The sequence below is a fragment of the Brachybacterium squillarum M-6-3 genome (assembly GCF_000225825.1).
Classification (GTDB): domain Bacteria; phylum Actinomycetota; class Actinomycetes; order Actinomycetales; family Dermabacteraceae; genus Brachybacterium; species Brachybacterium squillarum.
In genome coordinates, this window is sequence record NZ_AGBX01000006.1 from 363,973 (window position 1) to 390,377 (window position 26,405).

Here is a 26,405-nt window from a genome sequence, read left to right on the forward strand (position 1 = left end):
TCGCCCGGCGGGCCCGTCGGCGTTCCGAGACGTCGTCCCCGTGCGCCAACCCCGGGCGCCGCGGTGCTCGACGAGCCTCCGACGCGCGCCCTATCACGCGGCGGATCACGGTGCCGCATCGGCCCGCACGACCTGCGTGCCGATGGTCCGCGCACCCCGCGGAACCCGTATGATGACAGCGTGCCGTCATGTGGCGGGCGCCCTGCGCCCGTCGCCGCTCCTTCCTCAGAGGAGCGCGGCGCCGCGGGCTTCCCGGCCCGCGCGAGTACCCACTCCGTCGCCACGGAGCCGCCCCGCCCCGCGCGGGCCCCGGCACCCCGGCGGCGGGGACGACGAGCGGAAGGTCATCTCTGTGATCCCCCAGGCCCCCCAGCGCTCGCGGCGGTTGCGTCGCACGGCGACCGTCGGCATCGCCGCCGCGGTCGTTCTGGTCCTTGCCGGGTGCAGCCAGGCCCAGCAGCGCGGCTTCCTCCCCGGCTACACCGACGGCGAGGTCACCAATCAGACCGAGCGGATCACCACCCTCTGGGTCGGCTCCTGGGCCGCCCTCGTGGTCGTCGGCCTCATCGTGTGGGGCCTGACCATCTGGTGCGCCGTCGCCTACCGCCGTCGCAAGAACGACACCGGCTTCCCGGTGCAGCTGCGCTACCACGTGCCGCTCGAGCTCATGTTCACCCTGCTGCCGGTGGTCATGATCCTCACCTTCTTCTACTTCACCCAGCGCGACATCCACGAGATCGAGGCCATCGAAGAGGATCCCTACGTCACCGTGAGCGCGGTCGGCAAGCAGTGGAGCTGGGACTTCTCCTACACCGTGGGCGACCAGGTGGTCCACGAGCCCGCGGGCGTGCAGTCCTTCGAGACCGGCGAGCCCGGCGCGGCGGACTCCCTGCCCGTGCTCTACCTGCCCGAGGGCGAGACCGTCGAGTTCCAGCTCGACTCCCGCGACGTCATCCACTCCTTCTGGATCGTCGACTTCCTCTACAAGAAGGACATGATCCCCGGGCACACCTCGACCTTCCAGGTGACCCCCACCCGTGAGGGCACCTACGCCGGCAAGTGCGCCGAGCTGTGCGGCGAGTACCACTCGGACATGCTCTTCAACGTCGAGGTCGTCTCCGTCGAGGAGTTCGAGGCCCACCTCGACGAGCTCGAGGCCCAGGGCCTGACCGGAGAGCTCGGCGTCGACCTCAACCGCAACCAGGAGGACTGGGAGATGCGTGAGGAGTGGGACGAGGGCGTCGAACAGCAGAACCAGCGTGACCAGCAGACCGCGGAGGAGGGGCAGTGAGCGCCCAGACCGAGACCCGTCCCGCCCCCGCGCCGGCACGGTTCGACACCAGCCGTGAGCGCACCGGCCTCGGCAAGCAGGTCTTCAACCTGCTGACCACCACCGATCACAAGCTGATCGGCATGATGTACATGGGGATGGCCTTCGCCTTCTTCTGCTTCGGCGGCCTCCTCGCGCTGATGATCCGCGCCGAGCTCTGGGAGCCCGGCCTGCAGGTCGTGGTCTCCAAGGACCAGTACAACCAGCTGTTCACCATGCACGGCACGATCATGCTGCTGATGTTCGGCACCCCGCTGTTCAACGGCTTCGCCAACTACCTGGTGCCGCTGCAGATCGGCGCCGTGGACATGGCCTTCCCGCGCCTGAACATGTTCGCCTTCTGGCTGACCCTGTTCGGCTCCGTCATCGCGGTGGCCGGCTTCCTCACCCCGCAGGGCGCCGCAGCCTTCGGCTGGTTCGCCTACGCCCCCTTGTCCGACACGACGTTCAGTCCCGGCCTGGGTGGTGATCTGTGGGTCTTCGGACTCGGATTGCAGGGCTTCGGGACGATCCTGGGCTCGGTCAACTTCATCACCACGATCATCTGCATGCGCATGCCCGGCATGACCATGTTCCGGATGCCCATCTTCACTTGGAACGTGCTGATCACCGCCGTGCTGGTGCTGATGGCCTTCCCGCCGCTGGCGTCCGCGCTGCTGGCGCTTGGCGCTGACCGCCGCTTCGACGCGCAGGTCTTCAACCCCGAGAACGGCGGCCCGATCCTCTGGCAGCACCTTTTCTGGTTCTTCGGCCACCCCGAGGTGTACGTGCTGGCGCTGCCCTTCTTCGGCATCGCCTCCGAGATCATCCCGGCCTTCAGCCGCAAGCCGATGTTCGGCTACAAGACCCTGGTCGGCGCGACCATCGCCATCGCCGCCCTGTCGGTGACCGTGTGGGCGCACCACATGTACACCACCGGCGCGATCATGTTGGACTTCTTCTCCTTCATGACGATGCTGATCGCGGTGCCCACCGGCGTGAAGTTCTTCAACTGGCTCGGCACCATGTGGCGCGGCTCGATCACCTTCGAGACGCCGATGCTGTTCACCCTCGGCTTCCTGTCCACCTTCACCTTCGGTGGCCTGACCGGCGTGATCCTGTCCTCCCCGGTGCTGGACTTCCACCTCTCCGACAGCTACTTCGTGGTGGCCCACTTCCACTACGTGATCTTCGGGACCGTGGCCTTCGAGATGTTCGCGGGCTTCTACTTCTGGTGGCCCAAGATGTTCGGCTACAAGCTGCACGAGGGCCTGGGCAAGTTCCACTTCTGGTTCCTGATGATCGGCTTCCACACCACCTTCCTGATCCAGCACTGGCTGGGTGTGGAGGGCGCCCCCCGCCGCTACGTGAACTACCTGGCGGAGGACGACTTCGGCTGGATGAACCAGATCTCCACCGTGGGCGCGTTCATCCTGGGCGCCTCGACGCTGCCGTTCATCCTGAACGTCGTGCTCACGCACACCCGCGGCAAGAAGGTCGAGGTGGACGACCCCTGGGGCTACGGCGCCTCGCTCGAGTGGGCGACCTCCTGCCCGCCACCGCGGCACAACTTCCACTCGCTGCCGCGCATCCGCTCCGAGCGTCCCGCCTTCGACCTCCACCACCCGGAGATCGCCGCCCTGGACCACATGCTCGAGGAAGAGCCCGAGAAGACCCCGAGGAGCAACTGACCCATGAAGAGCACCGCTCGGATCTTCTACATCCTCTCCGCCTTCTTCGTGGTGGTCGGGATCGCCTACGGCATCATCACCGGCCGCAACGAGCCGATGGGCATCGAGCCCGTGGGCTTCGCCGCGATCCTGGGCGCCGGCGGCCTGGCGCTGATGATCGCCATCTACCTGTCGATGAACGTCAAGGCCCACCCGGACCGGCCGGAGGACAACCTCCACGCCGAGGTCGAGGACGAGGCCGGCGTGCAGGGCAGCTTCGCCCCCTACAGCTGGTGGCCCCTGTGGGCCGCCGCGGGCGCCGCGCTCTGCTTCCTGGGTGTCGCCGCCGGCTGGTGGATCTTCGCCCTGGGCTTCATCCTCGCGTTCTTCGGCATCATCGGCTGGGTGCTCGAGTTCTCCACGGGGCAGCACCAGCACTGATCCCCGACACGTCTCACGGCCCCGTCTCCCTTCCGGGAGGCGGGGCCGTGCGCTGTTCGTCGCCGGGATGGGCTCGCAAGGGTCCCCGTCGCTTCGGCTCCGGTGCGTGACACGCTTGTGCTGGATGAACGAGGTCCATCCGACGCGAACGTGACGCCCCCGAGGCCATACCCGCACGGAGGTGATGGGAGGGGGCGCGGATACGGGTCATGACGTCCTGTCGGGAGTGCCCGGCTCGGAACGCGAACACCTCGCACTCACGAATGAGGCTGTATCCACTCAAGCGTACGGTAAGACGCGTAGATGGCGGGGAATGGGTCAGCGGCCGCCACCGGGTGTCGGGTGCTGGTTGTCGCGCGTCGGGTTGCTGCGTTCGAGCATCTCCTCGCCGTGTCCACGGTGCAGGGGCCCATCGGCCCGCTCGGGACGGCGACCCGAGCGGTCGGTCCGAGGAGTCCGTTTCGCGTGGTCCGCAGGGGTAGTCTCGGGAACACGGGAACCTCCCCGCGGAATTCCGGCTCACGCACGGGCACGGGGCAGGGGAGGGGAGGACGCGGCGAGGCCGCCGTCTCCGCCACCGTGCACGGGACAGGGGAAGGGAGTACGTGATGATCGGTCCGTGGAAGCAGCCCGAGCAGCGCGCCCAGGGGCAGCTGCGCCGTCTCTATGGCGAGGACGCCGATCCCTTCGCAGCCGCCCGGCTCTGGGCCCGCGACGTGCTCCGGGAGTTCCGCATCGATGCCGGGACCCGGCCCATGGCCGCCGCGCGCGCATTGCGCCACGCGGACCCGCGCCTGGGCCGCGTCACCGCCCGCTACCTCGTCGAGCTGGCCGCCGGACGCAAGGACGGCAGCGAGCCGCCCCGCCGTCGCAGCCCGCTGCTGCACTGAGCCTCCCTGAGCCTCCCTGAGGCCGCTGAGGCCTCGGACGCCGACGGGGGCGTCGGCCGCCCCGCCTGCGCGTGCGGCGCCGATGGGCGTGGTGAGCAGACCGTCCCGGAGCGCGACGAGTACAGCCCCGTCCGGGGAACTTCCACTCAGCTGGACGGTATCCGGACATCATCTCCGTGTGCGGCAGCGCCCTGTCCTGCGCGCACACAGCACGGCACGGAGAAGCGCCCCGGGAGACCGGTGAGGGTCTCCCGGGGCGCTGCTCAGGCTCCGGTGGGGGAGAGGGGCGTCAGTGGTGCGCCTTCTCCGCCGGGATGCGGTAGTCGCCGCCGGTGGCCTCGTCGATGACGTGCTTCTCGTGGCCGGCGTGCTCCATGGCCTCGCGCAGCTCGGTCGGGGTGACGGGCTCGATGCGGTCCTTGAAGAAGAACGAGGTGGCCTTGGCCCGCAGCGAGGAGACCCCGTTGCCGGCCTTCAGCGGACGGTAGTCGTCGTGCTGCACCAGGACCCAGCGGTCGTACTCGTTCAGCGGCTCGTGGATCTCCAGCATCTCGCCGCTCTCGGTGCGGACCACGCGGGACGTCTCCTCGCCGTGCAGGACCGTGTTGCGCTTCTGCCGCTGCAGGGAGAGGCACACGCGCTTGGTGATCCAGAACAGCAGCACCGGGGCGACGAAGATGCCGATCCGGAACAGCCAGGTGAGGTCGTTGATCGACAGCTGCAGCTTCAGCGCGATGAGGTCGTTCGTCGCGCCGAGCGCCAGGATCAGGTAGACGCTGATCCAGGCCACGCCGATGCCGGTGCGCACCGGGGTGTTGTAGGGCAGGTCCAGCACGTGGTGCTCGCGGTCGTCGCCGGTCACCCAGGCCTCGAGGAACGGGTACAGGGCCAGGAAGGCCAGCAGCCCGCCGTAGACGGCGAAGGGGATCAGCATGTTCAGGGAGATCACGTAGCCGAAGACCGTGAACTCCCAGCCGGGCATGAGGCGCAGGCCGCCGTCCGTCCACAGCATGTACCAGTCGGGCTGGGAGCCCGCGGACACGGGGGAGGGGTCGTAGGGGCCGTACACCCAGATCGCGTTGATCGCGGTGGTCGCCGAGATCAGGGTGATGATGCCGAAGACCAGGAAGAAGAAGCCGCCGGCCTTCGCGGTGTACACCGGGAACAGCGGGAAGCCGACCACGTTGCGGTCGGTGCGACCGGGCCCGGGGTAGTGGGTGTGCTTGTGGGCCACCAGCATCACCAGGTGGATGGCGATCAGGCCCAGGATCGCGGCCGGGACCAGCAGGATGTGGATGGTGAACAGGCGCGGGATGATGTCGGTGCCCGGGAACTCGCCGCCGAACAGCAGCATCGACAGATAGGTGCCGATGATCGGAATGGCCTTCATCAGGCCGTCGATCACGCGCAGGCCGTTGCCGGAGAGCACGTCGTCGGGGAGGGAGTAGCCGGTGAAACCGGCGACCATGCCCAGCACCATCAGGGAGAAGCCGACCAGCCAGTTCAGCTCGCGCGGCTTGCGGAAGGCGCCGGTGAAGAACACGCGGAACATGTGCACGAAGATCGCGACCATGAACACCAGGGCCGCCCAGTGGTGCATCTGCCGGAACAGCAGGCCGCCGCGCAGCTCGAAGGAGATGTACATGGTGGAGGCGAAGGCCCGGGAGACCTCCGCGCCCTGCAGCGCCTCGTAGGGGCCGTCGTAGACGACCTCGTCCATCGAGGGCACGAAGAACATCGTGAGGAACGTGCCGGAGATCAGCAGGATGACGAAGCTGTACAGCGCCACCTCGCCGAACATGAACGACCAGTGGTCGGGGAAGATCTTGCGGGCGAAGAACTTCACCAGGCCGGCGCCGCCGACGCGCTGGTCCAGCCAGTCGCCGCCGACCGCGCCGAGCTTCATCATGCGGCCGTTCTTCTCCCCGGTGCCGGTGGTGCGGGAATCGGAAGTCGTGGTCATCGTCGTGATCACTTCTCCTTGTACATTTCCCAGAAGCTGGGACCGATCGGCTCCGGGAAGTCACCGGTGGCCACCAGGTAGCCTTCCGCGTCGACCTCGATGGGGAGCTGGGGGAGGGGACGGTGCGCCGGACCGAAGATCACCTTGGCGCCGTCGGTGACGTCGAAGGTGGACTGGTGACAGGGGCACAGCATGTGGTGGGTCTGCTGCTCGTACAGCGCCACCGGGCAGCCGACGTGGGTGCAGATCTTGGAGAAGGCCAGGATGCCTTCGTAGCCGTTGGCCAGGCTCTCCTCGTTCTGCCCCAGCGCGGGGTCGATGCGCACGATCACCGTGGCCGCCTTGGCCCGCTCCTCCAGGTAGTGCGGGGTCTCGTGGGTGAGCTCCTCCGGCATGACGTGGAAGATCGAGTTCATGGCCACGTCCGCGGCGCGGATGGGGGTGCCGTCGTGGTCCCGGGCCAGGCGCATGCCGGCCCGCCAGAAGGTGTGGTGCAGCTTGTTGCCGGGCAGCGGGCCCAGCGTGGACAGCGGCGCCAGGATCGCGATGGGCAGCGCCACCAGGGCGGCCACCATCGAGGTGACGATCAGGGGGCGACGGCCGATGCCGGCCTCCTGGATGCCCTCGGTGAGGATGCCGACCGCGGCGGCGCGGGTCTCCTCGCTGCCCTTGAGCTCGTGACGTTCCTCGACCATCTCCTCGTCGGGCATGAGGGTCTTGGCCCAGTGCACGGCGGCGGCGCCGATGAAGAACACGGCGATGGCGAGGCCGAGGCCCGTGATGAGGTTCGACCACCACAGGGCGCTGGTCGAGCCGGTCTCCGCGAACAGGTTGGTGCCGGTCGGGGTGACCACGAAGTAGGACGCGATGAAGATCGCGGTGCCGATCACCGAGATGCCGAACATGGCGGCCACGATGCGCTCGGCGCGCTTCTCGGCCTTCGGGTCGATGTCGGCCTGGCGGTGGACGTGCGGGGGCAGGCCCGGGTTCGGGAAGCCGCCGTCCTCCTTGGGGGCGATCGCGCTCACGCCGCGGGCGGGGAAGCTGCCGTCGAGGTTCTGGTTCATGCCGCTGCTCACTTCGCCTTCGCCCCCAGCCACACGGCGCAGCCGGTGAGGAGGGTGAGGATGATGGTCCACGCGTACAGGCCCTCGGTCACGGGACCGAGCGAGCCCAGGGAGATGCCGCCGGGGGAGCCGGTCTCCTCGAGGGACTCGAGGTAGGTGATGACGTCGCGCTTGTCCTCGGGGGAGAGGTTGGTGTCGTTGAAGACGGGCATGTTCTGCGGGCCGGTCGCCATGGCCTGGTAGACGTGCCTGGGCTCGACGCCGGTCAGGGCGGGCGCGTACTTGCCGCGGGTGAGGGCGCCGCCGGCGCCCGCCGCGTTGTGGCACATGGCGCAGTTGACGCGGAAGATCTCGCCGCCGGCCTCGGCGTCGCCCAGGGAGGTGTCGAGGGCCTCCTCATCGGGGACCGAGGGGCCCGGGCCCAGCGAGGCGACGTACGCGGCGAGCTGCCGGGTCTGCTCCTCGTCCATCTGGGCGGGCTTGCCCTGGGCCTGGGGGCCGGAGGCCTGCATCGGCATCCGGCCGGTGCCGACCTGGAAGTCGACGGCGGCGGCGCCGACGCCGATCAGCGACGGCCCGAGGGTGTTGCCCTCGGAGTCGGTGAGGCCCTCGGCGTTGCGGCCGTGGCAGGTGGCGCAGTTGGCGAGGAACAGCGCCTCGCCCGCCTGGACATCCTCCTCGGTGTAGGCCTCGGCCTGGGCGTCGCGGGGCTGGAACGCGACGTACAGCCCGCCGGTCGCGACGAGCGCGAGCAGCAGTATCACGAGTAGAGCCATCGGATGATGGCGACGTGCGGCGAGTGCCTTCACGGTTCGAACCTCGATTCGTGGAGGGGACGGTCGGGGAAGAGGGACGGGGTGCGCGATCCGCGGGCGGCCGGGAAGCCGTCGGGACCGATCAGAAGATGTGCCAGACGAAGTCGACCGGGATCACGTGCTCGGGGTTGATCAGGGTCATCATCGGGTCCAGCAGGTAGACGATGAAGAACAGGCCGATCCAGACCACGTCCACGAAGTGCCAGTAGTAGGACAGGCAGATCACGGAGATCTGCTCGTGCTGGGTGAACTCCTTGGCGGAGAAGATGCGGGTGAGCACGAGGAGGAAGGCGACGAGGCCGCCGAGCACGTGCAGACCGTGGAAGCCGGTGGAGAGGTAGAAGACCGAGCCGAAGGGCGAGGAGGAGAGCGTCACCCCGTGGTGGACGAGCTCGGTGTACTCGTAGGCCTGGCCGGAGAGGAAGATCGCGCCCATCACGAAGGTGAGGGTGAACCATTCCACGGTGCCCCAGCCGCCCACGTTGAGGATCGAGCCGGTGCGGTGCTTGCGGGGGGCGAAGACGCGGCCGCCGGGCAGCCGACCCTCGGCCATGAACACACCCATCTGGCAGGTGAAGGAGCTCGCGACCAGGATCGCGGTGTTGAGCATCGCGAAGCCGTGGGTGAAGTTGGACTCGCCGTCGGCGAAGACCTCCGGCACCATCGAGCGCAGGGTGAAGAACATGGCGAACAGGCCGCCGAAGAACATCAGCTCGCTGGAGAGCCAGACGATCGTGCCGATCTGCGTCGGGTTGGGGCGGCCGACCGCGGGGGCCGCGGCGGCGGGGCGCTCAGACAGGGTCGCAGTACTCACGTCACCATTATGTCGTGTCGTCAGATTCGGCGTGCTCGGTTCACGACTTCCGAGCACCCCGCAGGGCACTGCCCCGGGCGGACTCGGCCAGCATATCGCTCCTGACGCCCTGTCACGAACCCAGACACGCACCCGACGGTCCTGGTGGCGGGCCGGTTCGGGCCCCCGTGCCCGGTCACGGCTCCGCGCGTGCGGGTCGTGATGCGACCGTGATCCGTTCCGTGACCATCCCGACCGCCCGTCCGGCCGCGGGTGGGAGGATCGGCCCATGAGCGAGAACACCCCCAGCTGGCCCCGGATCACGCAGTCCCTGGTGCGCGGGGAGGACCTGCCGTCGCGGACGGCCGCCTGGGCGATGGACGAGGTCATGTCGGGCCAGGCCACGGCCGTGCAGCTGGCCGGCTTCCTGGTGGCCCTGCAGGCCAAGGGCGTCACCAGTGCGGAGCTGGCGGCGCTGGCCGAGGTGATGGTCACCCACGCCCGTGAGGTCCGCGCCCCCTCCCGCGCGGTGGACATCGTCGGCACCGGCGGAGACCTCGCCCACACGGTGAACATCTCCACGATGGCCGCGATGGTGATCGCCTCCACCGGGCGCACGGTGGTCAAGCACGGCAACCGCGCCTCCAGCTCCGCCTCCGGGTCCGCCGACGTGCTCGAGGCGCTCGGGGTGCGGCTGGACCTGCCGGTGGAGCAGGTCGAGGCGCTGGTGGCGGAGGTCGGGATGACCTTCCTGTTCGCGCAGGTGTTCCATCCGTCGATGCGTTTCGCGGCCGAGGCGCGCAAGGGGCTGGGGGTGCCCACGGTGATGAACATCCTGGGCCCGATCACCAACCCCGCCCGACCTCGCGCGAGCGCGGTCGGGGTCGCGGACCCCGCGGTCGCGCCGATCGTGGCCGGCGTGTTCGCCGAGCGCGGGGCCTCGGCGCTGGTGTTCCGCGGGCAGGACGGCCTGGACGAGCTGAGCGTCGCCGCCCCCTCGGACGTCTGGGAGGTCGCCGGCGGCGAGGTCGTCCGGCACGTGCTGGACCCGGAGGCGCTGCTGGGCGTGCCGCGGGCCGGCTGGGAAGCCCTGCGGGGCGGCACCGCCGAGGAGAACGCACAGGTGGCCCGCGATCTCTTTGCGGGGGATCGGGAGGGCCGGATGGGACCGATCCGAGACGCCGTGCAGCTGAACGCCGCCGCGGGGATCCTCGCCCACGACGGCATCCCCGCCGGTCCGGGGGAGACGCCCGCGCCCGCGGCGACGACGGAGGGTTCCTTCGAGGAGCGCTACGCCGCGGCCTTCGCCTTGGCGGGCGAGGCGCTGGACGCAGGCGGCCCCGCGGCGCTGGTCGAGCGCTGGGCGGCCGCCTCGCAGCGGGCCGCGGGCTGATCCCCGCGGCGGGGCCGGTCCCCGCCGCGGGGCGAGGGTCTCAGCCGTCGAGGCCGAGGTCGAAGGCGACGTCGAGGTCGCGCTTGGAGTAGGTGCGGAAGGCGATGTTGGTGCGGGTGTCCAGCACGCCCTCCACCTTCCCGATCCGGTCCGCGATCACCTCGGCGAGGTCCTCGTGACGACGCACCGCGACCACGGCGATGAGGTCGGCGTCGCCGGTCACGGAGTGCACCTGCTCGACCCCGGCGATGTCGACCACCTCCTGGGCGACCTCGGGGATGCGGCGGGACTCGACGTCGATCAGGACGATCGCGGTGATCATGGGCTCTCCTTCGGGCGGCGCCGGGGCGCGGGGTCGGTGGCGCTCCCGAGCCTATGCCCCCGCGGCCTCCGCGAGGTCGGCGACCCCGGCCTCCGCGGCGGCCTGCTGGGTGCGGGCGAAGCGCTCGGCCAGGTGCTCGGGGGTGAAGCGGGCGCGGGCGGGCATCCGCCAGGAGCCCTCGACCAGCACGGTGCGCATCCCCTCGCCGTCCAGCCAGCCCAGCAGCAGCTCCGCCTCCTGGTGGTAGCCCTGGCACAGCGGGGCCGCGAGCTCCGCCTCGCCCTCCCCGGTCATCGCCAGCGCCCGCGCGGCGGCCAGGGGGTCCCCGCGGCGCGGCACCAGGGTGGTGCCGGAGAAGCGTCCGTGCCGCAGTGCCAGCAGCTCCCAGCCGCTCCCGCCGATCACCGGGTCGGTGCTGGGTCGGGCCGCGATCAGCAGCTCCACGGAGGCGATCGCCCGCAGCCGGCTGGCCCGCCGGGCCGCGGCGAGGTACCCCAGGGCGGTCCGCCGCAGCTTCTCCGCCTCCTCGTAGCGCCCGGCCGCGACGTGCCGGCGCATCCGCCCGGCGACGTGGTCCAGCACCTCCGTGGGGTCCTCCAGCAGGGCGCGCCGGATCCGCGCCCGGTGCCCCGCCTCGACCGACACCGTGCCGCGGCCCTGCTCGAAGGAGACCCCGCGGCCCATCACCGCCTCCGTGAGCAGCGCCCGCATCGGCTCGACGTCGTGGCGGGAGCCCAGCGGCCCGATCTGCGCGGAGCCGTCGCCCTCGCCGCGGGCGATCCGGGCGGCCCGCAGCCCCTCCCGGCCGCTGCCCAGGCGCAGCCACAGGGCCTTCTCGGGCTTCAGCCCGTGACGGTTCGAGGGCGGCTGCTTCGCGGCGATGATGCGCAGCTCCCGCACCGCGGCCTCCAGCGGGGTGGTGCACTCGATCACCTGGATCCGCTCGGCTCGAGGCAGCATGTCCAGCACCCGCCTGCGGGTCTCCGCCGCGGTGAAGTAGGTGCGCACCCGGCTTCGCAGGTTGCGGGAGGTGCCGACGTACAGCGCCTGGCCCGCGGCGTCCTGGAACTCGTAGACCCCGGGCACCGAGGGCACGGTCTCGGCGAGGTGCCGCTTGCGCCGCTGCACGGGGCTGATGCGGCGGTGCGCGCCGGAGAGGTCCTCCAGGGTGGCGGCGGCGGGGCCGAGCCGTTCGATGATCGCGTGCAGCACGTCCACGGTGGCGCGGGCGTCGGAGAGGGCCCGGTGGTCGGGGGTCACGGCCGCGCCGACGTGGGCGGCGAGGGTGCCGAGCTTGTGGTCGCGCACCTCGTCGCGGCGGAACACGGTGCGGGCCAGCGCCAGGGTGTCCAGGACCGTCGGGCGGCCCCAGGGCAGCTCCAGCAGGGCGGCCTGCGCGGCGAGGAAGCCGATGTCGAAGCGGGCGTTGTGGGCGACCACCGCCGCATCCCCCAGGAAGTCCAGGAACATCGGCAGCGCGACCGCGATCTCGGGGGCGTCGCGCACCGTCGCATCGGTGATCCCCGTGAGGGAGGCGATGTACGCGGGGATCGGGCGCCGCGGGTCCACGAAGGTGCGGAACTCGCCGATCACCTCCCCGCCGCGCACCTTCACCGCGCCGATCTCGGTGATGGCGTCCTGCTGCGGGTCGGTGCCGGTGGTCTCGAGGTCCACCACCACCAGGGTGGCCTCGGCGAGCGGGGTGCCGAGGTCGTCGAAGCTCAGCTGGCGGCGGGCGGGCATGTCGGCAGGCTACGACGCGGCCCCGACGAACCAGCGGCGCGGGCCGCCGGTCCCTCGGCGCCGGGTGCGGGGTCGGGTCTCAGCCCTGCGGCTTCGGGGAGGAGTAGATCCTGTCGATGACCTCGGAGAAGTCCTTGGTGACCACGTTGCGCTTGAGCTTCATGGACGGCGTGAGGTAGCCGTTCTCCTCGGTGAAGTCGGTGTCGATGACCTCGAACACACGGATCGACTCGGCCTTGGAGACGAGCTGGTTGGCGCGGTCCACGGCCGCCTGCAGCTCGGCGCGCACCCGCTCGTCGGAGGCGGCCTCGGCCACCGTCATCTCCGGCAGGCCGTTGTTCGTCAGCCAGGTCGGCAGCATCTCCGCGTCCAGGGTGAGGATCGCGGCGACGAAGGGCTTCTGGTCGCCGGTGACGATGCTCTGGCTGACCAGGGGGTGCGAGCGCAGGGCGTCCTCGAGCGGGGCAGGGGAGATGTTCTTCCCGCCGGCGGTCACGATGACCTCCTTCTTGCGGCCCGTGATCGAGAGGTAGCCGTCCTCGTCCAGTGATCCGAGGTCGCCGGTGTGGAACCAGCCGTCCTGGATCGACTCGGCGGTGGCCTCGGGGTTGTTGCGGTAGCCGGCGAAGACCATCACGCCCTTGACCAGGATCTCGCCGTCCTCGGAGATCTGCACGGCCGAACCGGGCAGCGGCGGGCCGACGGTGCCGGGCTTGACGTTCCAGGGCAGGTTCACGCCGATGGGGGCGGTGGTCTCGGTGAGGCCGTAGCCCTCGAGCACGGTCACCCCGATGCCGCGGAAGAAGTGTGCCAGGCGCGTCCCGAGCGGCGCCCCGCCGGAGACGGCGTAGCGGACGTCCCCGCCCATCGCGGCGCGCAGCTTGGCGAAGACCAGGCGGTCGAACAGGGCGTGCTGGGCGCGCAGCAGCAGCGGCGCCTTCGCCCCGCCGGTGGTGGCGCGGGAGTACGCGATGGCGTTGTCCGCGGCGGCGGCGAAGATCTTTCCGCGCCCCCCGGCGATGGCCTTGGCCTCGGCCCCGTTGTAGACCTTCTCGAACACGCGCGGCACGGCCAGCAGGAACGTCGGCTTGAAGGCCTCCAGGTCCGGCAGCAGGTTCTTGGTGTCCGGGGTGAAGGCGGTCGTGACCGGCCAGGCGGTGGCCAGCACGGTGATCAGTCGGGCGAAGACGTGCGCCATCGGCAGGAACATCAGCAGCCGCGAGCCCGGGGGCAGCACCTTGTCGCCCAGCAGGGTCACGGCGCTGCGGGTGGTGTCCACGAAGTTGCCGTGGGTGAGCTCGGCGCCCTTGGGGCGGCCGGTGGTGCCGGAGGTGTAGATGATGGTGGCGACGTCGGCGAGCGTCCGGGAGGTGCGACGCGCCTCGAGCTCCTCGTCGCTGACGTCGTTGCCGCGCTCGACGAGCTCCTCGAGGATGCCGTCCTCGATCACGCCGATCCGGTCCAGGGCGGGCAGCTCCCCGCGCACCGACTCCATGTCCTCCCGGTGGCGGTCCGCCTCGACCAGCGCGAAGCGGGCCCCGGAGTCGGAGGCGATCCACTGGATCTGACTGGGGGAGGAGGTCTCGTAGATCGGGACCGAGACGGCCCCGGCGAACCAGATCGCGTAGTCGGCCAGCACCCACTCGTAGCGGGTGCGCGAGAGCAGGGCGACGACGTCCCCGGACTCGACGCCGGAGGCGATCAGGCCCTTGGCGAGCGCCTTCACCTCGTCCACGAAGGCGGCGGTGGTCATCGGCACGTAGCGGCCGTTCGCGTCGGCGCGCTCGAAGATCGGTACGTCGCGCGAATCGGCCAGGCGGCCCAGCAGCAGGTCGGTGGTGTTCTCGTCCTCGCGGCTCTGGTGCTGAGCGGGCGTCGCGAACTGCTTCATCGAATCTCCTTCGATCCGGGTCGGGGCGCCGTCCGCCAGGGCGGAATCCTGCCCGGGAGCACGGGTGGGTATCGGCGCGATTCTACGTCAGCGCCCCCTAGGATGGCGGTGAACGACGAGGTGGCGCGCGGTTCAGCGGTCACGGACCGGTCACGGCGGATCCTCGGTGCCGCACGCTCAGCGGTGAAGCCCGAGCCCAGGCCGCTGCGACCCCGGAACCCTCCGCCTCGTCGCCGACAGCGGGCCCGCACCGCGGACGAGGGCCCGGGACGACGGAATCGACCCCAAGGACGGACAGCATGCTCTCCATCGGTGTGGACATCGGCGGCACCAAGATCGCGGTCGGCGTGGTCGACGAGGAGGGGCGCATCGTCGCCTCCACCACCCGCCGCACCCCTGCCACCGACCCGGAGCTGATCGAGGCCGGCGTCGCGGACGCGGTCGCCGAGCTGACCGCCGACCACGAGGTGGCCGGCGTCGGCGTGGGCGCGGCCGGTTTCGTCGACGCCGACCGTCGCACCGTGCGCTTCGCCCCCAACCTCGCCTGGCGAGACCGTGCGCTCGCCGCCGAGCTGGAGGAGCTGGTCCGGCTCCCCGTCGTGGTGGAGAACGACGCCAACGCCGCGGGCTGGGCCGAGTACCGCTTCGGGGCCGCGACCGACGCCGCCCACATGTTGATGCTGACCGTCGGCACCGGACTCGGCGGCGCGATCGTGCTGGACGGACAGCTGATCCGCGGGGCCGGCGGCTTCGCCGGGGAGATCGCCCACATGATCGCCGTGCCCGACGGCCAGTGGTGCGGCTGCGGCCTGCGGGGCTGTCTGGAGCAGTACACCTCCGGCACCGCGCTGGTGCGCTCCGCCAAGCGCCGCGCCGAGTCCGGGGACCCGCTGCTGGAGCCGCTGGTCGCCGCCGCCGGCGGTCGACGCAAGGACATCGACGGTCCGCTCATCACCACCCTCGCCCAGGAGGGCGACCCGGGCGCGATCGACCTGATCGCCGACCTCGGGAGCTGGCTGGGCGTGGGCGTCGCCTCCATCGCCGCGCTGCTGGACCCCGACGTGGTCGTCGTCGGCGGGGGCGTGGCCGCCGCCGGCAACCTGCTGGTCGAGCCAGCCCGGCAGCGCTTCGAGCGGGAGGTCACCGCGGGCCGCCACCGCGACATGCCGAGCTGGGCCCTCGCCCGCATGGGGAACACCGCCGGCATCGTCGGCGCGGCGGACCTGGCGCGCTGAGCAGCAGGGGGAGCGGGGTCCACCTGTCGGCATCACCGTGGGAACCGACCCGCAACGGGGTGGGCGTCGAGATCGTCCCCGGCGTCCCGGCCGACGTGCCCGCGGCCGCCCGGATGATCGCGCGGGCGCTCCGCGACGACCCGGTGGTGGGTGTCCTGATCCCGGGGGCGCACGACCGGGAGCGGCGCCTGACCACCGTGTACGAGGCGGGGCCCCGGCTGTGCCTCGCCGAGGGGGGGGCTCGAGAAGGCCCGTCCGACAGCTCCGCACCGGTACCTCGGCAAAATGCGGTGGCCCCCGCCGCGCGCGGCCGAGGCGTGGGCTCGGCCCTGCTGCGCCATCGCCTCGCCCGGATCGACGGCGCCCTGCCGGGGCGTCCCGGAGCTCCCGCGCACCTCGAGGCGACGACGGCGGCGAGCCGCGCCCTCCACGAGCGCCACGGCTTCCGCCTGCCGGAGATGCTGGACCTGACGGCGGACGGATACCCGGCCGCCATGGAACGGGCGGGGAGGCCGTGATGACCCACGCCGAGCTGCTCACCGCGCTCGCCGCGGCCGGGCTGCGCACCCCCTGCCAGCAGATCAACGAACTCCGCCCCGGCTTGCTGAAGCAGGTGCTGCGCCGCGACGACGACGGCACGGTCCAGCGGCGACGCAGGGGCCGACGGCGGAAGGCCCGAGGGTCCAGCACGCGGGACAGTGCCCGGTACTCGCCGACCACCGCGGCGATCATCCGCACCGAGGCGGCGTCGGTGGTCAGGGCGCTGATCTCGAAGTCCAGTACGAAGGAGCGGATGTCCATGTCCGAGGAGCCGAACACGTCGGCCTCCTCGTCCACGATCATGCACGTGGTGTGCAGCACCGCCGGTTTCGGGTACTGCTCGGTCCGCCCCCAGGCCTCCAACAGCTGCTCGTCGTAGGAGGACTGGGCGTTGTCGACCATCGCCTGGTCCGCCTCCTCGCTGACGTACACCTCGACGTCGACCCCGCTGATGGCGGCCCCGGTGAGGGCGCCCAGCAGCGACTCCTCGGGCACGGAGTAGGGGCTGACCACGCGGATGCTGCGCCGCGCCCCGTGGGCCAGGGAGGTGAACATCCGCAGGTCCGGGAACGTGGTGCAGGCGGGGCCGGAGGGGACGATCTGTGTCATCGAGGCGGGGTCGTGGGGCCCTCGTAGCGGCCCATGGTGTCGACCCACTGCCGTCCGGAGCGCTCGTTGCCGCGGTTCTCGTCGTGCGGGTCGATCATGTTCATCGAACCCGTGCAGGCCACCCGCACGTCCACGCCGCGCCCGGCCGCCCGCCCGAGAGCGTCGACGAAGGGCCGGGTGAAGGGGTCCGGGCTCATGATGTCGATCGCGACGTGCACGCTGCGCGCGGCCTCGTCGACGGCCTCGCTCATCATCGCCATCGACTCGCGGGAGTCGCCGTGCAGGGCGGTGAGCCCGCCGGGCAGCGGAGGGAACGCCGTCGGTCGCTGGTTCAGCACTGCCGCGGTTTCCACGGCGGAGCTGTCGGGGGTGAGCTCCAGGCGGTCGGGCTACTCGGCCATGCGGGGGTCCTTCCGGACGGGGGTGGTTCTCAGACCTCGGCGCCGTCGCCGCGGTCGTCGTCGCGGGAGCGGGGCACGCGCCACAGCAGGGCGACCAGGCCACCGACGGCGGCCACGCCGCCGAGCCCGCCGAGCCAGATCGGCAGGGTCGCCGAGACGGCCACCACCAGCATCAGCACCAGGCCGCCGAGCAGCGCCGCCCAGGACCACAGCGTCCCGGAGGAGGCCTCCGGGAGATCCGGGTCCGGGGGCACGAACTCCCGCGGCAGGAAGGGATCGTCGTCGTCCGGGTGCGGGGCGGCGTCACGGGCGCCCGCGGAGGGGTGGGCGGCACGGGCCCGGGCCCGGGCGTCCTCGTCGGGCGGTCCGGCGGGGGATTCGCCGGAGGAGGCCCAGTCCTCCCGGTCCGCGGGCTCGGGCGCGGCCGGCTCGCGGGGCGCCTGCCCGGGGCTGAGGGACATGCCCTCGCTCCGCAGCATCCGCGCGAACTCGGCGTCGACGTCCCGCGGGTCGTGCTGCTCGGGTCGGGTGGCGGCCATCAGACGGCCTCCGGAGCGGGCACGTGGGTGTCCAGGAACCGCGCGGAGGCCGCGAACAGCCGCTCGGCGTCGTGGTCCAGGGGCGCCAGGTGGTAGCTGTCCGGCAGGGCCAGCCGCTCCAGCGGTCCGCTCACCCCGGCGGCGACGATGTCGCTGTCCGTCGGCGGGACCGTGTGGTCCACGGCGGAGGTGGCCAGCAACAGCGGTGCCTGCACCCGATCCAGATGACGACGGGTGCGGCTGAACAGTCGGTGCAGCTCGCCCACGGAGCGCAGCGGGATCCGGTCGTAGGCCTCCTCGTGGACTCCCTCCTTCGCGACGTCGTCGGCGATACCCGCCATCGTCGGCCTCACCCGCGACAGCAGATGCCCGAACCGTGCCACGGGCGGCAGGGTCATCCCTGGGTTCACCGCCACCAGGGCCGCGATCCGGCCCCGCAGTCGCGGGTCCTCCCCGAGTGCGAGGGTGAGGGCGCCGCCCATGGACAGGCCACCGATCGCGATGGGGCCGTAGCGCTCCGAGAGCTCCAGCGCGGCCTCGCGCAGGTGCCCGTACCAGTCCGTCCAGTCGGTGCGCGCCATCTCCTGCCAGGTCCGGGCGTGCCCGGGCAGCAGCGGCAGCTCCACCGCCCAGCCGCGAGCGGCATGGTCCTCGGCCCAGGGCCGCAGCGACTGCGGGGAGCCCGTGAAGCCGTGGCACAGCAGCAGACCGCCCCGCGGCGACGTGCGGTCGTGGACGCGGTAGGGGGCGGAGCGTGCGGTGAAGGCCATGCGCACATGGTCGCACTCGCACCGGTACAGTTCATCCCGGTCCACCGCCCGGTCCCGTCGGCGGCCCCGCGGGGGACGCCAGGGCGGCCCGCCGCCCCCGACGACCCCAGGGGGACCCGAGTGCTCTACGAGATCGCCAAACCGCCGGTGCGGGCGCTGATGCGCGCGGTGTGGCGCCCCGCCCTCACCGGCGCCCACCACGTCCCCGAGGACGGCCCCGTGGTGCTGGCCTCGAACCACCTGGCCTACTCGGACACCGTGATCCTGCCGGCCTCCATCGAGCGCACCGTCTTCTTCCTCGGCAAGTCCGATATCTTCACCGGCGGCAACCCGTTCAACGCGCTCTTCGCGCGCATCATGCGGGGCCTGCACGTGATGCCCGTGGACCGCAGCGGCGGCCCCGCCTCCTCCACGGCGATCGAGGCGGGCCTCGCGGTGCTCGCCGAGGGAAAGGTGCTGGGCATCTACCCCGAGGGCACGCGCAGCCCCGACGGGCGCCTGCACCGCGGCAAGACCGGCGTGGCCCGGTTCGCGCTCGCCGGCGGCGCGCCGATCGTGCCGGTCGGCATGGTCGGCAGCTTCGAGGCCCAACGGGGTCGCCGCTACCTGCCGCGCCGTCACCCCCGGATCGAGGTACGGGTAGGGGAGCCCATCGATCCGGAGGCCGTCGTCGCCGCGCTGCCGGAGGCCTCCGAGGCGGAGCAGCTGCGGGCGCTGACCGATCACGTGATGGAGCGGATCACCGAACTGTCCGGGCAGGATCGGGTGGACGAGTACGCCGCCGACGTGAAGCGGCGCCTGCGGGCCCAGCGCTCCGCGCGACGCACGGGGCGGTCCGCAAGCTCCGAGGCCGACCCGGGGGCGTGATCCGCGCCGGTCCGGGGCCCGGACCGTGCACCCGCACCCCCGGATCATCAGTACCCTGTCCGAGTGACCCAGTTCAGCCCCGTCGCTCCTGCCCGCGCCCACGACTTCAGCCTGTCCGAGGCCCATGAGGGTCTTGCCTCGCTCGGGGCCTGGCGGGACTATCCCCGGGTGCAGCAGCCCACCTGGCCGGACGAGGACGCCCGCGCCCGCGTGTTCTCCCAGCTGCGCGGCGCCCCGCCCCTGGTCTTCGCCGGGGAGGTCGACGTGCTGCGCTCCAAGCTCGCCGCCGCGGCCACCGGTGACGCCTTCCTGCTGCAGGGCGGGGACTGCGCCGAGACCTTCGCCGACTCCACCGCCGACCGGATCCGCAACAAGATCCGCACCATCCTGCAGATGTCCGCGGTGCTGACCTACGGCGCCTCCGTGCCCGTGGTGAAGATGGGGCGCATGGCCGGGCAGTTCGCCAAGCCCCGCTCCGCCGACGAGGAGACCCGCGACGGCCTCACCCTGCCCACCTACCGCGGGGATGCCGTCAACGACTTCGGCTTCACCGAGGCCGCCCGCGTGCCCGACCCCGAGCGCCTGCTGCGGATGTACAACACCAGCGCCTCGACCCTGAACCTGCTGCGCGCCTTCACCGGCGGCGGCTTCGCCGACCTGCGCCAGGTGCACGCCTGGAACCGCGGCTTCACCGCCGGGCCGGGATACGACCGCTACGAGGAGCTGGCCGCGCAGATCGACAAGGCGATCCGCTTCATGGACGCGATCGGCGCCGACTTCGACGAGCTCACCGTGGTCGACTTCTACTCCTCCCACGAGGCCCTGCTGCTGGACTACGAGGAGGCCCTGGCCCGCGTCGACTCCCGCAGCGGCGAGATCTACGGCTGCTCCGGCCACTTCCTGTGGATCGGGGAGCGCACCCGCCAGCTCGACGGCGCCCACGTCGACTTCATGGCCAAGCTGCGCAACCCCATCGGGGTCAAGCTCGGCCCGAACGCCTCCGTGGACGACGCCCTGCGCCTGCTCGACCGACTCGACCCGGAGCGCGAGCCCGGCCGCCTCACCTTCATCACCCGCATGGGCGCCTCCCGCATCCGCGAGTCCCTGCCTGCGCTGGTGGAAGGCGTACGCGATGCCGGGGCCCAGGTCACCTGGGTCACCGACCCGATGCACGGCAACACCATCACCTCCTCCAACGGCTACAAGACCCGCCGCTTCGAGGACATCCTCGACGAGGTCGTCGGCTTCTTCGAGGTGCACCAGGCGGCCGGCACCGTGCCCGGCGGGCTGCACATGGAGCTCACCGGCGACGACGTCACCGAGGTCCTCGGTGGCTCCGGCCACATCGACGAGGCCGGTCTCGAGCGCCGCTACGAGACCCTGGTGGATCCGCGCCTGAACCACCAGCAGTCCCTCGAGCTGGCCTTCCTGGTGGCGGAGATGCTCTCCCGCCGCTGAGGACACCGCCGCCCACGGACGGGCCCGGCCGACGCCTCGCGTCGACCGGGCCCGTCCCTTTGCGGGGGTCGCGGGGGAAAGGGGATCAGAACACGGTCAACGTGACCGTGGAGCCCTTGGCGAGCTCGTCGCCCGCCGCGGCGGACTGCTCGTAGACCTGGCCGAAGACCGGGTCCTCGTTGTCGTACTCGACGGCGACCTCGAAGCCGGCCGACTCCATCGCGGCCCGCGCCTCGTCCTCGGTCATCTTGAAGACGTCGGGGACGGTGGCCATCTCCGGGCCCTGCGAGACCACGATCGAGACGGTGTCACCGCGGTAGCCGCTGCCCGAGCCGGGGGACTGGGAGATCACGTCGCCCTTGGGCACGTCGGGGGAGTGCTCCGAGGAGGTGGTGACGGTGAAGCCGGAGTCCTCCAGGGAGGCCTTCGCATCCGCCTCGGCGCGACCGGTCTGATCGGGGATCGAGATCGGCTGCCGGCCCTGGGAGACGACCACGGAGACCTCCCCGCCCTCGGGCAGGGCGTCGGCGGACTGGCTCTGGGAGATGACCTGCCCGGCGGGCACGGTCTCCGAGTAGGCGGGGTCGTCCTCCACCAGCACCAGGCCGAGCTCGGACAGGGAGGCCTCGGCCTCCCCGACGTCGCTGCCGGTGAGGTCGGGGACGGTGAACAGCTCCTCGCCGCGGGACACGACGAGGGCGACCTCGTCGCCCTTCTTCACGTCGGTGCCGGAGCCGGGGGAGGAGGAGATGACGTGCCCGGCCGGCACCTCGTCGTCGTACTGCTGGGTGGTGGAGACGGCGAGGCCCTCGGAGTCCAGGGCGTCCTCGGCGTCGGCCAGCTCGGTGCCGGCGAGGACGGGGACGGTGCGGTCCGCGCCGGGTCCGGTGTTCAGGTACCAGTCGGCGCTGGTCCAGGCGCCCGCGCCGAAGGTCGCGAGCAGGGCGCCGGTGGCCAGCAGCACCACGGGGCGGGAACCGCGGCGGGTGCCCTCGGGCAGGTGACGGCCGCGACGGCTGCGCGGTGCGGCGGCCTGCACACTGCGGGTGCCCTCGCCGTCCTCGTCCTCCGTGTCGGCGGTCGAGGCCCCGGATGCGGCGTCGGGGGAGTCGGACGGTGCGTCGCGCGCGGCGTCGTCGGTCGCTCCGCCGGGAAGGGCCGCGGCGGCCGCGGAGGCGCCGAGCACCCCGGGCCAGGAGCGCGGGTCGGCATCCTTCCCGTCCAGGGCGCGCTCGATGCGGGTGGTGATGCGCGGGGCGTCGCCGGTGTCCTGCGCCTCGATCTCCTCGGCGTCCAGCGGCTCGGGCCGCGACTCGAGCATCTCCTGGGGCAGGGCGGCCCGCAGCTCGCGGACGCTGCGCAGCAGCTCCGCGGCGGAATGTGGGCGGTGCTCGACGGTGCGGGCGGCGGCCCAGGTGACCAGGGAGTCCAGCTCGCGAGGGACGCCCGCGGCGCGCCGGGAGGGAGCCGGGATGTCGTCGTGGACGTGCTGGAAGGCGATGTGCACCGGCTGCTCGCCGACGAAGGGCTGGCGCCCGGTGAGCATCTCGAACAGCACCACGCCGAGGGAGTACAGGTCGCTGCGCTCGTCGCTCTGCCCGCGGGTGACGACCTCGGGGCTGATGTAGGCGACGGTGCCCAGCAGGGTGGCGCTGGCCGAGGAGTTCGCGGTGCCGATCGCGCGGGCCAGGCCGAAGTCGGCCACCTTCACCACGCCCTCGGGGTCCAGCAGGATGTTCTCGGGCTTGATGTCGCGATGGACGATCCCCGCGCCGTGCGCGGCGACCAGCGCCTGCAGCACCTGCTCGGTGACGTCGAGGGTCTCGCCGAGCGAGAGGGGGCCCTGCTCGCGCAGCCGCGCCCGGAGGGTCTGGCCCTCCACCAGCTCCATGGCCAGGTAGATGCGGTCCTCGTCCTCACCCTGGTCGAAGACCCCGACCACGTTGCGATGGGCCAGCCGCGCCGCGGCGCGGGCCTCCCGGCCGAAGCGGCGGCGGAAGTCCTCGTCGGCCGCGAGGTGCGGATGCATGATCTTCAGGGCCACGACGCGATCCAGTCGCTGGTCGTGGCCGCGGTGCACAGCGGCCATGCCGCCGCGCGCGATCAGCTCCTCGACCCGATAGCGGTGATCGAGGAGCTGGTCGATGTCGGGGGAAGTCGACGTCGCCGGGCTCACGAGGCCCACTGTAGGAGCGCCGGGCGAGTCGGACGCGGAAGGTCGCGCCCCGACACGCCGTGTCGCCTCCGTCTCCCCGCGCCGCCCGCGCGCCCGCGGGGACGTGCCTGCGCCGGCCCTCGCGTGGCACCCTGGGCGCGTGAACGCCGATACCCCGCAGACCCCCGCGTCCGAGGACGCCGCCCCCACCCCCAACCCCACCGACGCGCCGACCTACGAGGCCGTGATCGGGAGCTGGCTGACCCTGCCCGACGTGGCCCTCGAGATGGAGATCGAGGTCTCCCAGGTGCGCCGCCTGATCGAGGACGGTCAGCTCGTGGCCGTGCGCCGCGGCACCCCCGTGGTGCGCTCGGTGCCCGCGGAGATGCTGCTGGAGGGCGAGCTGATCCCGCATCTGGCCGGCACCCTCACGGTGCTGCGCGACGGCGGCTTCTCCGATGAGGAGCTGCTGACCTGGTTGTTCACCGAGGACGAGACCCTGCCGGGGCGCCCCATCGACCAGCTCCGCGCCGGCCAGCGCGGAGAGGTGCGCCGCCGCGCCCTCGCCCTGGCCTTCTGAGCACCGGGCCTCCCGCCCGCTGAGGTCCGCCTCGGGCCCGGCCGGTCCGAGGCGCCGAATCAGCCCCGGGGGTCCAGGAACTCCCGGACGTCGGTGGCCCGGTCGGCGAGCGCCTGCAGCCCGGCACGGCCGGTCTCCCCGAGGTCGGGGAGACCGGTGAGCATCGCCGTGGCGCGCCCCGACTGCTCCTGCACCTGCGCGGCGACGGAGGCGACGGCGCCCGTGTCCACCATCAGTCGCTGCACCGCGGCGACGTCCTCGGGGGAGGCATCCGGATCCCCGACCACCCGGTCGAGCAGGGCGCGCCCGGCGGCGTCGCTCGCCTCCTCGGTGCGGGCCAGCAGCACGGTGCGCTTGCCCTCGGTGACGTCCCCTCCCAGCGGCTTGCCGGTCGCGTCCGTGTCGCCGGCGACGCTGAGCAGGTCGTCGCGGAGCTGGAAGGCGGTGCCGATCTCGACCGCCCAGGCATCGAGCCCGTCCACCACGGCGGCCGGGGCGCCCACGCCGGCGGCACCGATCCGCACCGGTCGCTGCGTCGTGTAGGGGACGGTCTTCCACCGGATCACGGCCAGTGCCGCCTCCTCGGCGGAGGCGGGGGAGGCGAAGCCCCCGGCCTGATGGAGCACGTCCAGGTACTGCCCGACCATCACCTCGCTGCGCAGCGCCTCGAACTCCGCTCGGCCGGAACCCGTGAGCCCCGCGGTGGCCGCGAGCTGCTCTGCCCAGGTGAGGGTGAGGTCGCCGAGCACGATCGCGGTGGCCGCACCGAAGTCCTCGGCGCTGCCGGCCCAGCCCTGCGCGCGGTGGTCCGCCGCCTCCGCCACGTGCAGCGCGGGCCGCCCGCGCCGGGTATCCGAGTGGTCGATGACGTCGTCGTGCATGAGCGCGGCGGCCTGCACGAGCTCGATCGCGGTGCCGATGCAGGCCAGGGACTCGAGCTCGGCGTCCTCCGGCTCCCGGCCGAGCGCGGCGACGGCGGCATGGAAGGCGAAGCGGGGCCGCAGCAGCTTCCCGCCGTCCAGGTACTCCGTGAGCCGGTCCACCAGGGTCTCCGCCTCGGGCGCGATGCGGACGACCTCGGCCCGGCGCGCGGCCAGCTCCCGGTCGCGCACCGCCTCCAGGCGGGCGAGCAGGACGGCGTCCAGGCGGAGCGCCTCCGCGGCGGGGGAGGTGGCGGGATCGGCGGGGGTCATCACGGCTCCAGGGGGTGACGGGGGAGGGGTCCCGAGATCCTTTCACGGTCATCCGGCCCCGCCCGCTGCCACGTCGGGGCGACCGACCCCGTCGCGTCGCCCGCCATCGCCCCGGGCATCCCGGACTCGTCACCGCGGTCCCCCGGTGCCGTGGCCGTAGGAAGGCGCGGTCCCTCCCCACCGGGGGCCATCCCCCGTCGCGGCGCGGACCTCGTCCCGGCGGGCTCCGCACGGAAGGCTCGGGGAATGACGACCGCACCTCGCCCCGCACCCGCCGCCACCGACCCCACAGATCCCACCGAACCCTCTGACCCCTCCGCCCCGTCCGACCCCGCCGGCCTCCGCGTCCTCCGCGTGGGCGAACCCTCCGAGCTGCTGGCCGAGTCGCGCCTGGCCATGCACGCCGATCTGCGCGACAGCCTGGTGCTGATCGGGCACGGCGGCGAGGGTCGACCGCTGTTCTCCCGCACCGACCTGCGCCACGTCGCGGGGCCGTCCGCCCCCGAGCACGTCGAGCACCACCTCACGGCGGTGCGCGAGCACGGCCATCCGCGCGCCGTGGCCCTGTTCGTGCTCGGCGACGGCCACGACGACCTCCCGCCCGGTCTGCCGGGCGAGGCGGCGGCGATGCTCGGTGCCCTGCTGCTGCGCTCCGCCCGCGAGCTGCTGCCCGAGCCCGTCGCCGTCGACGCCTGCTGGGTGCTCGGCGCCGGGGTCGGGCACCGGGTGCTTCCCGGCGCCTTCACCCGGGACGGCGAGGAGGTGGCTGTCTCCCCCCTCTGCCCCCTGGTCCCGTGCGCGGAGACCGCCGCCGCGGCCCACGCCGTGCTGGAGGGGCAGGCCGTCGCGCAGGTCCTCGAGGGAGACCCGGGCCCGGCCGAGCAGCGTCTGCTGTGCGCCCTCGGCGCCTCCCTGTCCGGGCACGGGACCCTCTCCTCACTCCCGGCGGCCGCTCGCGCCATCGGTCGCGGCGCCGCCGACGAGGAGCAGCGGGCCCGGGACCTGCCCCGCGTCCTCGCGGCGGCGCGGGAGGTGCTGCACCGGGTGGTCGACCTCGGCGGGGGCGGCACCGCCGATCCCTCTCCCCTCGCCGGGGCCGGTCCTGCCGCCGCACCCGGCGGTCCGGTCGCCGATGACAAGGGCTCCACCGCGGTCTCCGTGACGGACTGTGAACCCCTCGCCGAGCTGATCCTGCTGCTCGGCATCGGCACGCTCGACTGGCGCCTGTTCGCCCTCTGCGTCGATCACGGTCGGGCGGAGGAGACCCCCGTCGAGGAGCTGCTGGACCGCCTCGTCGACGACCCCGACATGGTCCCGCATCCCGACGTCCGTGCAGGTGGGGACTGGTTCCGGGACCTCGAGAGGCTCCGCCTGGTCTGCGAGGAGCTCGCCCTGGCGCCCGCCGGGCCGGCCTCCGGGGCGGGGGACTCCGCCTGGCGCGGCCTGACCGCCGTGCTGGTCCTCCTGCAGTGGTGGAACCATCGCTTCGCCAGCGCGGGGGACCTCGTGGACGAGCTGCTGGAGGCCCAGCCCGGCTGCCCTCTGGCACCCTTGCTCACACGCCTGATCGACGCCCCGATCTCCCCCGCCTGGCGCCCCGGTCGCTGACCGCCCCGCGCAGGGAGCAGGGGCCACCCGTGGGAGGAGCACACCGGTGACCACCACCCGCCCCGCGCGCCCCGTTCCTGCGCCGGCCTCCCCCGCGGGGACCCCGGTGTCGGGGTCCGCCGCGCCGCCCCCGCCCCCCGGGGGCCCCGCCCC

Annotated in this window: 23 protein-coding genes and 1 pseudogene; 11 read left to right on the forward strand and 13 right to left on the reverse strand. The window is 72.4% G+C overall.

Going from position 1 to position 26,405, the window contains the following annotated elements; translation table 11 throughout:
- Positions 1–352: 352 nt before the first annotated feature.
- The 4 genes from ctaC (at position 353) to OM98_RS09480 (ending at position 4,310) form a co-directional block, all read left to right on the forward strand.
- Positions 353–1,291, forward strand: coding sequence for an aa3-type cytochrome oxidase subunit II (ctaC, locus tag OM98_RS09465; protein WP_010534378.1), 939 nt, complete (start codon positions 353–355; stop codon positions 1,289–1,291).
- A complete protein-coding gene (ctaD, locus tag OM98_RS09470; RefSeq protein ID WP_010534379.1) occupies positions 1,288–3,000 on the forward strand; it encodes an aa3-type cytochrome oxidase subunit I in 1,713 nt (570 codons plus the stop codon). The genes ctaC and ctaD overlap by 4 nt, the downstream gene beginning before the upstream one ends.
- Positions 3,001–3,003: 3 nt before the next feature.
- On the forward strand, positions 3,004–3,420 hold the full coding sequence (locus OM98_RS09475) for a cytochrome c oxidase subunit 4 (protein ID WP_010534380.1): 417 nt from the start codon (positions 3,004–3,006) through the stop codon (positions 3,418–3,420).
- 608 nt (positions 3,421–4,028) lie between these two features.
- Positions 4,029–4,310 (forward strand): hypothetical protein, encoded by a 282-nt coding sequence (locus OM98_RS09480; RefSeq protein WP_010534381.1) that lies wholly within the window; start codon positions 4,029–4,031, stop codon positions 4,308–4,310.
- A gap of 289 nt (positions 4,311–4,599) precedes the next feature.
- Here the strand turns inward: OM98_RS09480 and qcrB are convergent, their stop codons facing one another.
- The 4 genes from qcrB to ctaE all read right to left on the reverse strand — a co-directional run bounded on the left by qcrB (position 4,600) and on the right by ctaE (position 8,969).
- The gene (gene qcrB, locus OM98_RS09485) at positions 4,600–6,273 is read right to left on the reverse strand and encodes a cytochrome bc1 complex cytochrome b subunit (protein ID WP_033195158.1); all 1,674 of its coding nucleotides are present in this window, start codon (positions 6,271–6,273) and stop codon (positions 4,600–4,602) included.
- 8 nt (positions 6,274–6,281) lie between these two features.
- Positions 6,282–7,340 (reverse strand): cytochrome bc1 complex Rieske iron-sulfur subunit, encoded by a 1,059-nt coding sequence (qcrA, locus tag OM98_RS09490; RefSeq protein WP_010534383.1) that lies wholly within the window; start codon positions 7,338–7,340, stop codon positions 6,282–6,284.
- A gap of 8 nt (positions 7,341–7,348) precedes the next feature.
- On the reverse strand, positions 7,349–8,149 hold the full coding sequence (qcrC, locus tag OM98_RS09495) for a cytochrome bc1 complex diheme cytochrome c subunit (protein WP_029362794.1): 801 nt from the start codon (positions 8,147–8,149) through the stop codon (positions 7,349–7,351).
- An 88-nt stretch (positions 8,150–8,237) separates the two neighbouring features.
- Positions 8,238–8,969 carry an aa3-type cytochrome oxidase subunit III gene (gene ctaE / locus OM98_RS09500; RefSeq protein ID WP_010534385.1) on the reverse strand — a complete coding sequence of 244 codons (732 nt, stop codon included), beginning with the start codon at positions 8,967–8,969 and terminating at the stop codon, positions 8,238–8,240.
- Positions 8,970–9,237: 268 nt separating this feature from the next.
- Here ctaE and trpD point away from each other — a divergent pair, with 268 nt between their 5' ends.
- Entirely contained in the window at positions 9,238–10,341 is a 1,104-nt protein-coding gene (trpD, locus tag OM98_RS09505) for an anthranilate phosphoribosyltransferase (RefSeq protein WP_010534386.1), read from the forward strand.
- 40 nt (positions 10,342–10,381) lie between these two features.
- Here the strand turns inward: trpD and OM98_RS09510 are convergent, their stop codons facing one another.
- From OM98_RS09510 to OM98_RS09520, 3 genes are all read right to left on the reverse strand, one after another.
- Complete coding sequence (locus OM98_RS09510) at positions 10,382–10,663, reverse strand: Lrp/AsnC family transcriptional regulator (protein WP_010534387.1); 282 nt, start codon at positions 10,661–10,663, stop codon at positions 10,382–10,384.
- A 51-nt stretch (positions 10,664–10,714) separates the two neighbouring features.
- Positions 10,715–12,406 (reverse strand): DEDD exonuclease domain-containing protein, encoded by a 1,692-nt coding sequence (locus tag OM98_RS09515; protein WP_010534388.1) that lies wholly within the window; start codon positions 12,404–12,406, stop codon positions 10,715–10,717.
- A gap of 79 nt (positions 12,407–12,485) precedes the next feature.
- Entirely contained in the window at positions 12,486–14,297 is a 1,812-nt protein-coding gene (locus OM98_RS09520; RefSeq protein WP_010534389.1) for an AMP-dependent synthetase/ligase, read from the reverse strand.
- Between the two features lie 299 nt (positions 14,298–14,596).
- On the opposite strand from OM98_RS09520, the gene OM98_RS09525 reads away from it, so the two are divergent.
- Positions 14,597–15,532, forward strand: coding sequence for an ROK family protein (locus tag OM98_RS09525; protein ID WP_010534390.1), 936 nt, complete (start codon positions 14,597–14,599; stop codon positions 15,530–15,532).
- A 59-nt stretch (positions 15,533–15,591) separates the two neighbouring features.
- On the forward strand, positions 15,592–16,050 hold the full coding sequence (locus OM98_RS09530) for a GNAT family N-acetyltransferase (protein WP_010534391.1): 459 nt from the start codon (positions 15,592–15,594) through the stop codon (positions 16,048–16,050).
- Positions 16,051–16,321: 271 nt separating this feature from the next.
- Here the strand turns inward: OM98_RS09530 and OM98_RS16505 are convergent.
- From OM98_RS16505 to OM98_RS09550, 4 genes and pseudogenes are all read right to left on the reverse strand, one after another.
- Positions 16,322–16,681 (reverse strand): annotated as a pseudogene (locus OM98_RS16505) (phospholipase D-like domain-containing protein); the annotation flags it as partial.
- Positions 16,678–17,034, reverse strand: coding sequence for a phospholipase D-like domain-containing protein (locus tag OM98_RS09540; RefSeq protein WP_139017668.1), 357 nt, complete (start codon positions 17,032–17,034; stop codon positions 16,678–16,680). The gene OM98_RS09540 and the pseudogene OM98_RS16505, both read right to left, overlap by 4 nt.
- 77 nt (positions 17,035–17,111) lie before the next feature.
- Positions 17,112–17,621, reverse strand: a complete 510-nt coding sequence (locus OM98_RS09545; RefSeq protein ID WP_010534394.1) for a hypothetical protein — start codon at positions 17,619–17,621, stop codon at positions 17,112–17,114.
- A complete protein-coding gene (locus OM98_RS09550) occupies positions 17,621–18,391 on the reverse strand; it encodes an alpha/beta hydrolase (RefSeq protein ID WP_010534395.1) in 771 nt (256 codons plus the stop codon). Before OM98_RS09550 ends, OM98_RS09545 begins: the two co-directional genes overlap by 1 nt.
- 120 nt (positions 18,392–18,511) lie before the next feature.
- Here OM98_RS09550 and OM98_RS09555 point away from each other — a divergent pair, with 120 nt between their 5' ends.
- Both OM98_RS09555 and OM98_RS09560 read left to right on the forward strand, forming a co-directional pair.
- Positions 18,512–19,258 (forward strand): lysophospholipid acyltransferase family protein, encoded by a 747-nt coding sequence (locus tag OM98_RS09555; RefSeq protein ID WP_010534396.1) that lies wholly within the window; start codon positions 18,512–18,514, stop codon positions 19,256–19,258.
- A 63-nt stretch (positions 19,259–19,321) separates the two neighbouring features.
- Positions 19,322–20,716: a class II 3-deoxy-7-phosphoheptulonate synthase gene (locus OM98_RS09560; RefSeq protein ID WP_010534397.1), complete on the forward strand. Its 1,395-nt coding sequence runs from the start codon at positions 19,322–19,324 to the stop codon at positions 20,714–20,716.
- An 85-nt stretch (positions 20,717–20,801) separates the two neighbouring features.
- Here the strand turns inward: OM98_RS09560 and pknB are convergent, their stop codons facing one another.
- Complete coding sequence (gene pknB, locus OM98_RS09565) at positions 20,802–22,892, reverse strand: Stk1 family PASTA domain-containing Ser/Thr kinase (RefSeq protein WP_050812666.1); 2,091 nt, start codon at positions 22,890–22,892, stop codon at positions 20,802–20,804.
- Between the two features lie 139 nt (positions 22,893–23,031).
- On the opposite strand from pknB, the gene OM98_RS09570 reads away from it, so the two are divergent.
- Entirely contained in the window at positions 23,032–23,451 is a 420-nt protein-coding gene (locus tag OM98_RS09570; RefSeq protein WP_010534399.1) for an Rv2175c family DNA-binding protein, read from the forward strand.
- Positions 23,452–23,510: 59 nt separating this feature from the next.
- On the opposite strand, the gene OM98_RS09575 is transcribed toward OM98_RS09570, so the two are convergent.
- The gene (locus OM98_RS09575) at positions 23,511–24,644 is read right to left on the reverse strand and encodes a polyprenyl synthetase family protein (protein ID WP_010534400.1); all 1,134 of its coding nucleotides are present in this window, start codon (positions 24,642–24,644) and stop codon (positions 23,511–23,513) included.
- Between the two features lie 354 nt (positions 24,645–24,998).
- Here OM98_RS09575 and OM98_RS09580 point away from each other — a divergent pair, with 354 nt between their 5' ends.
- Positions 24,999–26,252, forward strand: a complete 1,254-nt coding sequence (locus OM98_RS09580; protein WP_139017669.1) for a hypothetical protein — start codon at positions 24,999–25,001, stop codon at positions 26,250–26,252.
- The last annotated feature ends 153 nt before the right edge of the window (positions 26,253–26,405 follow it).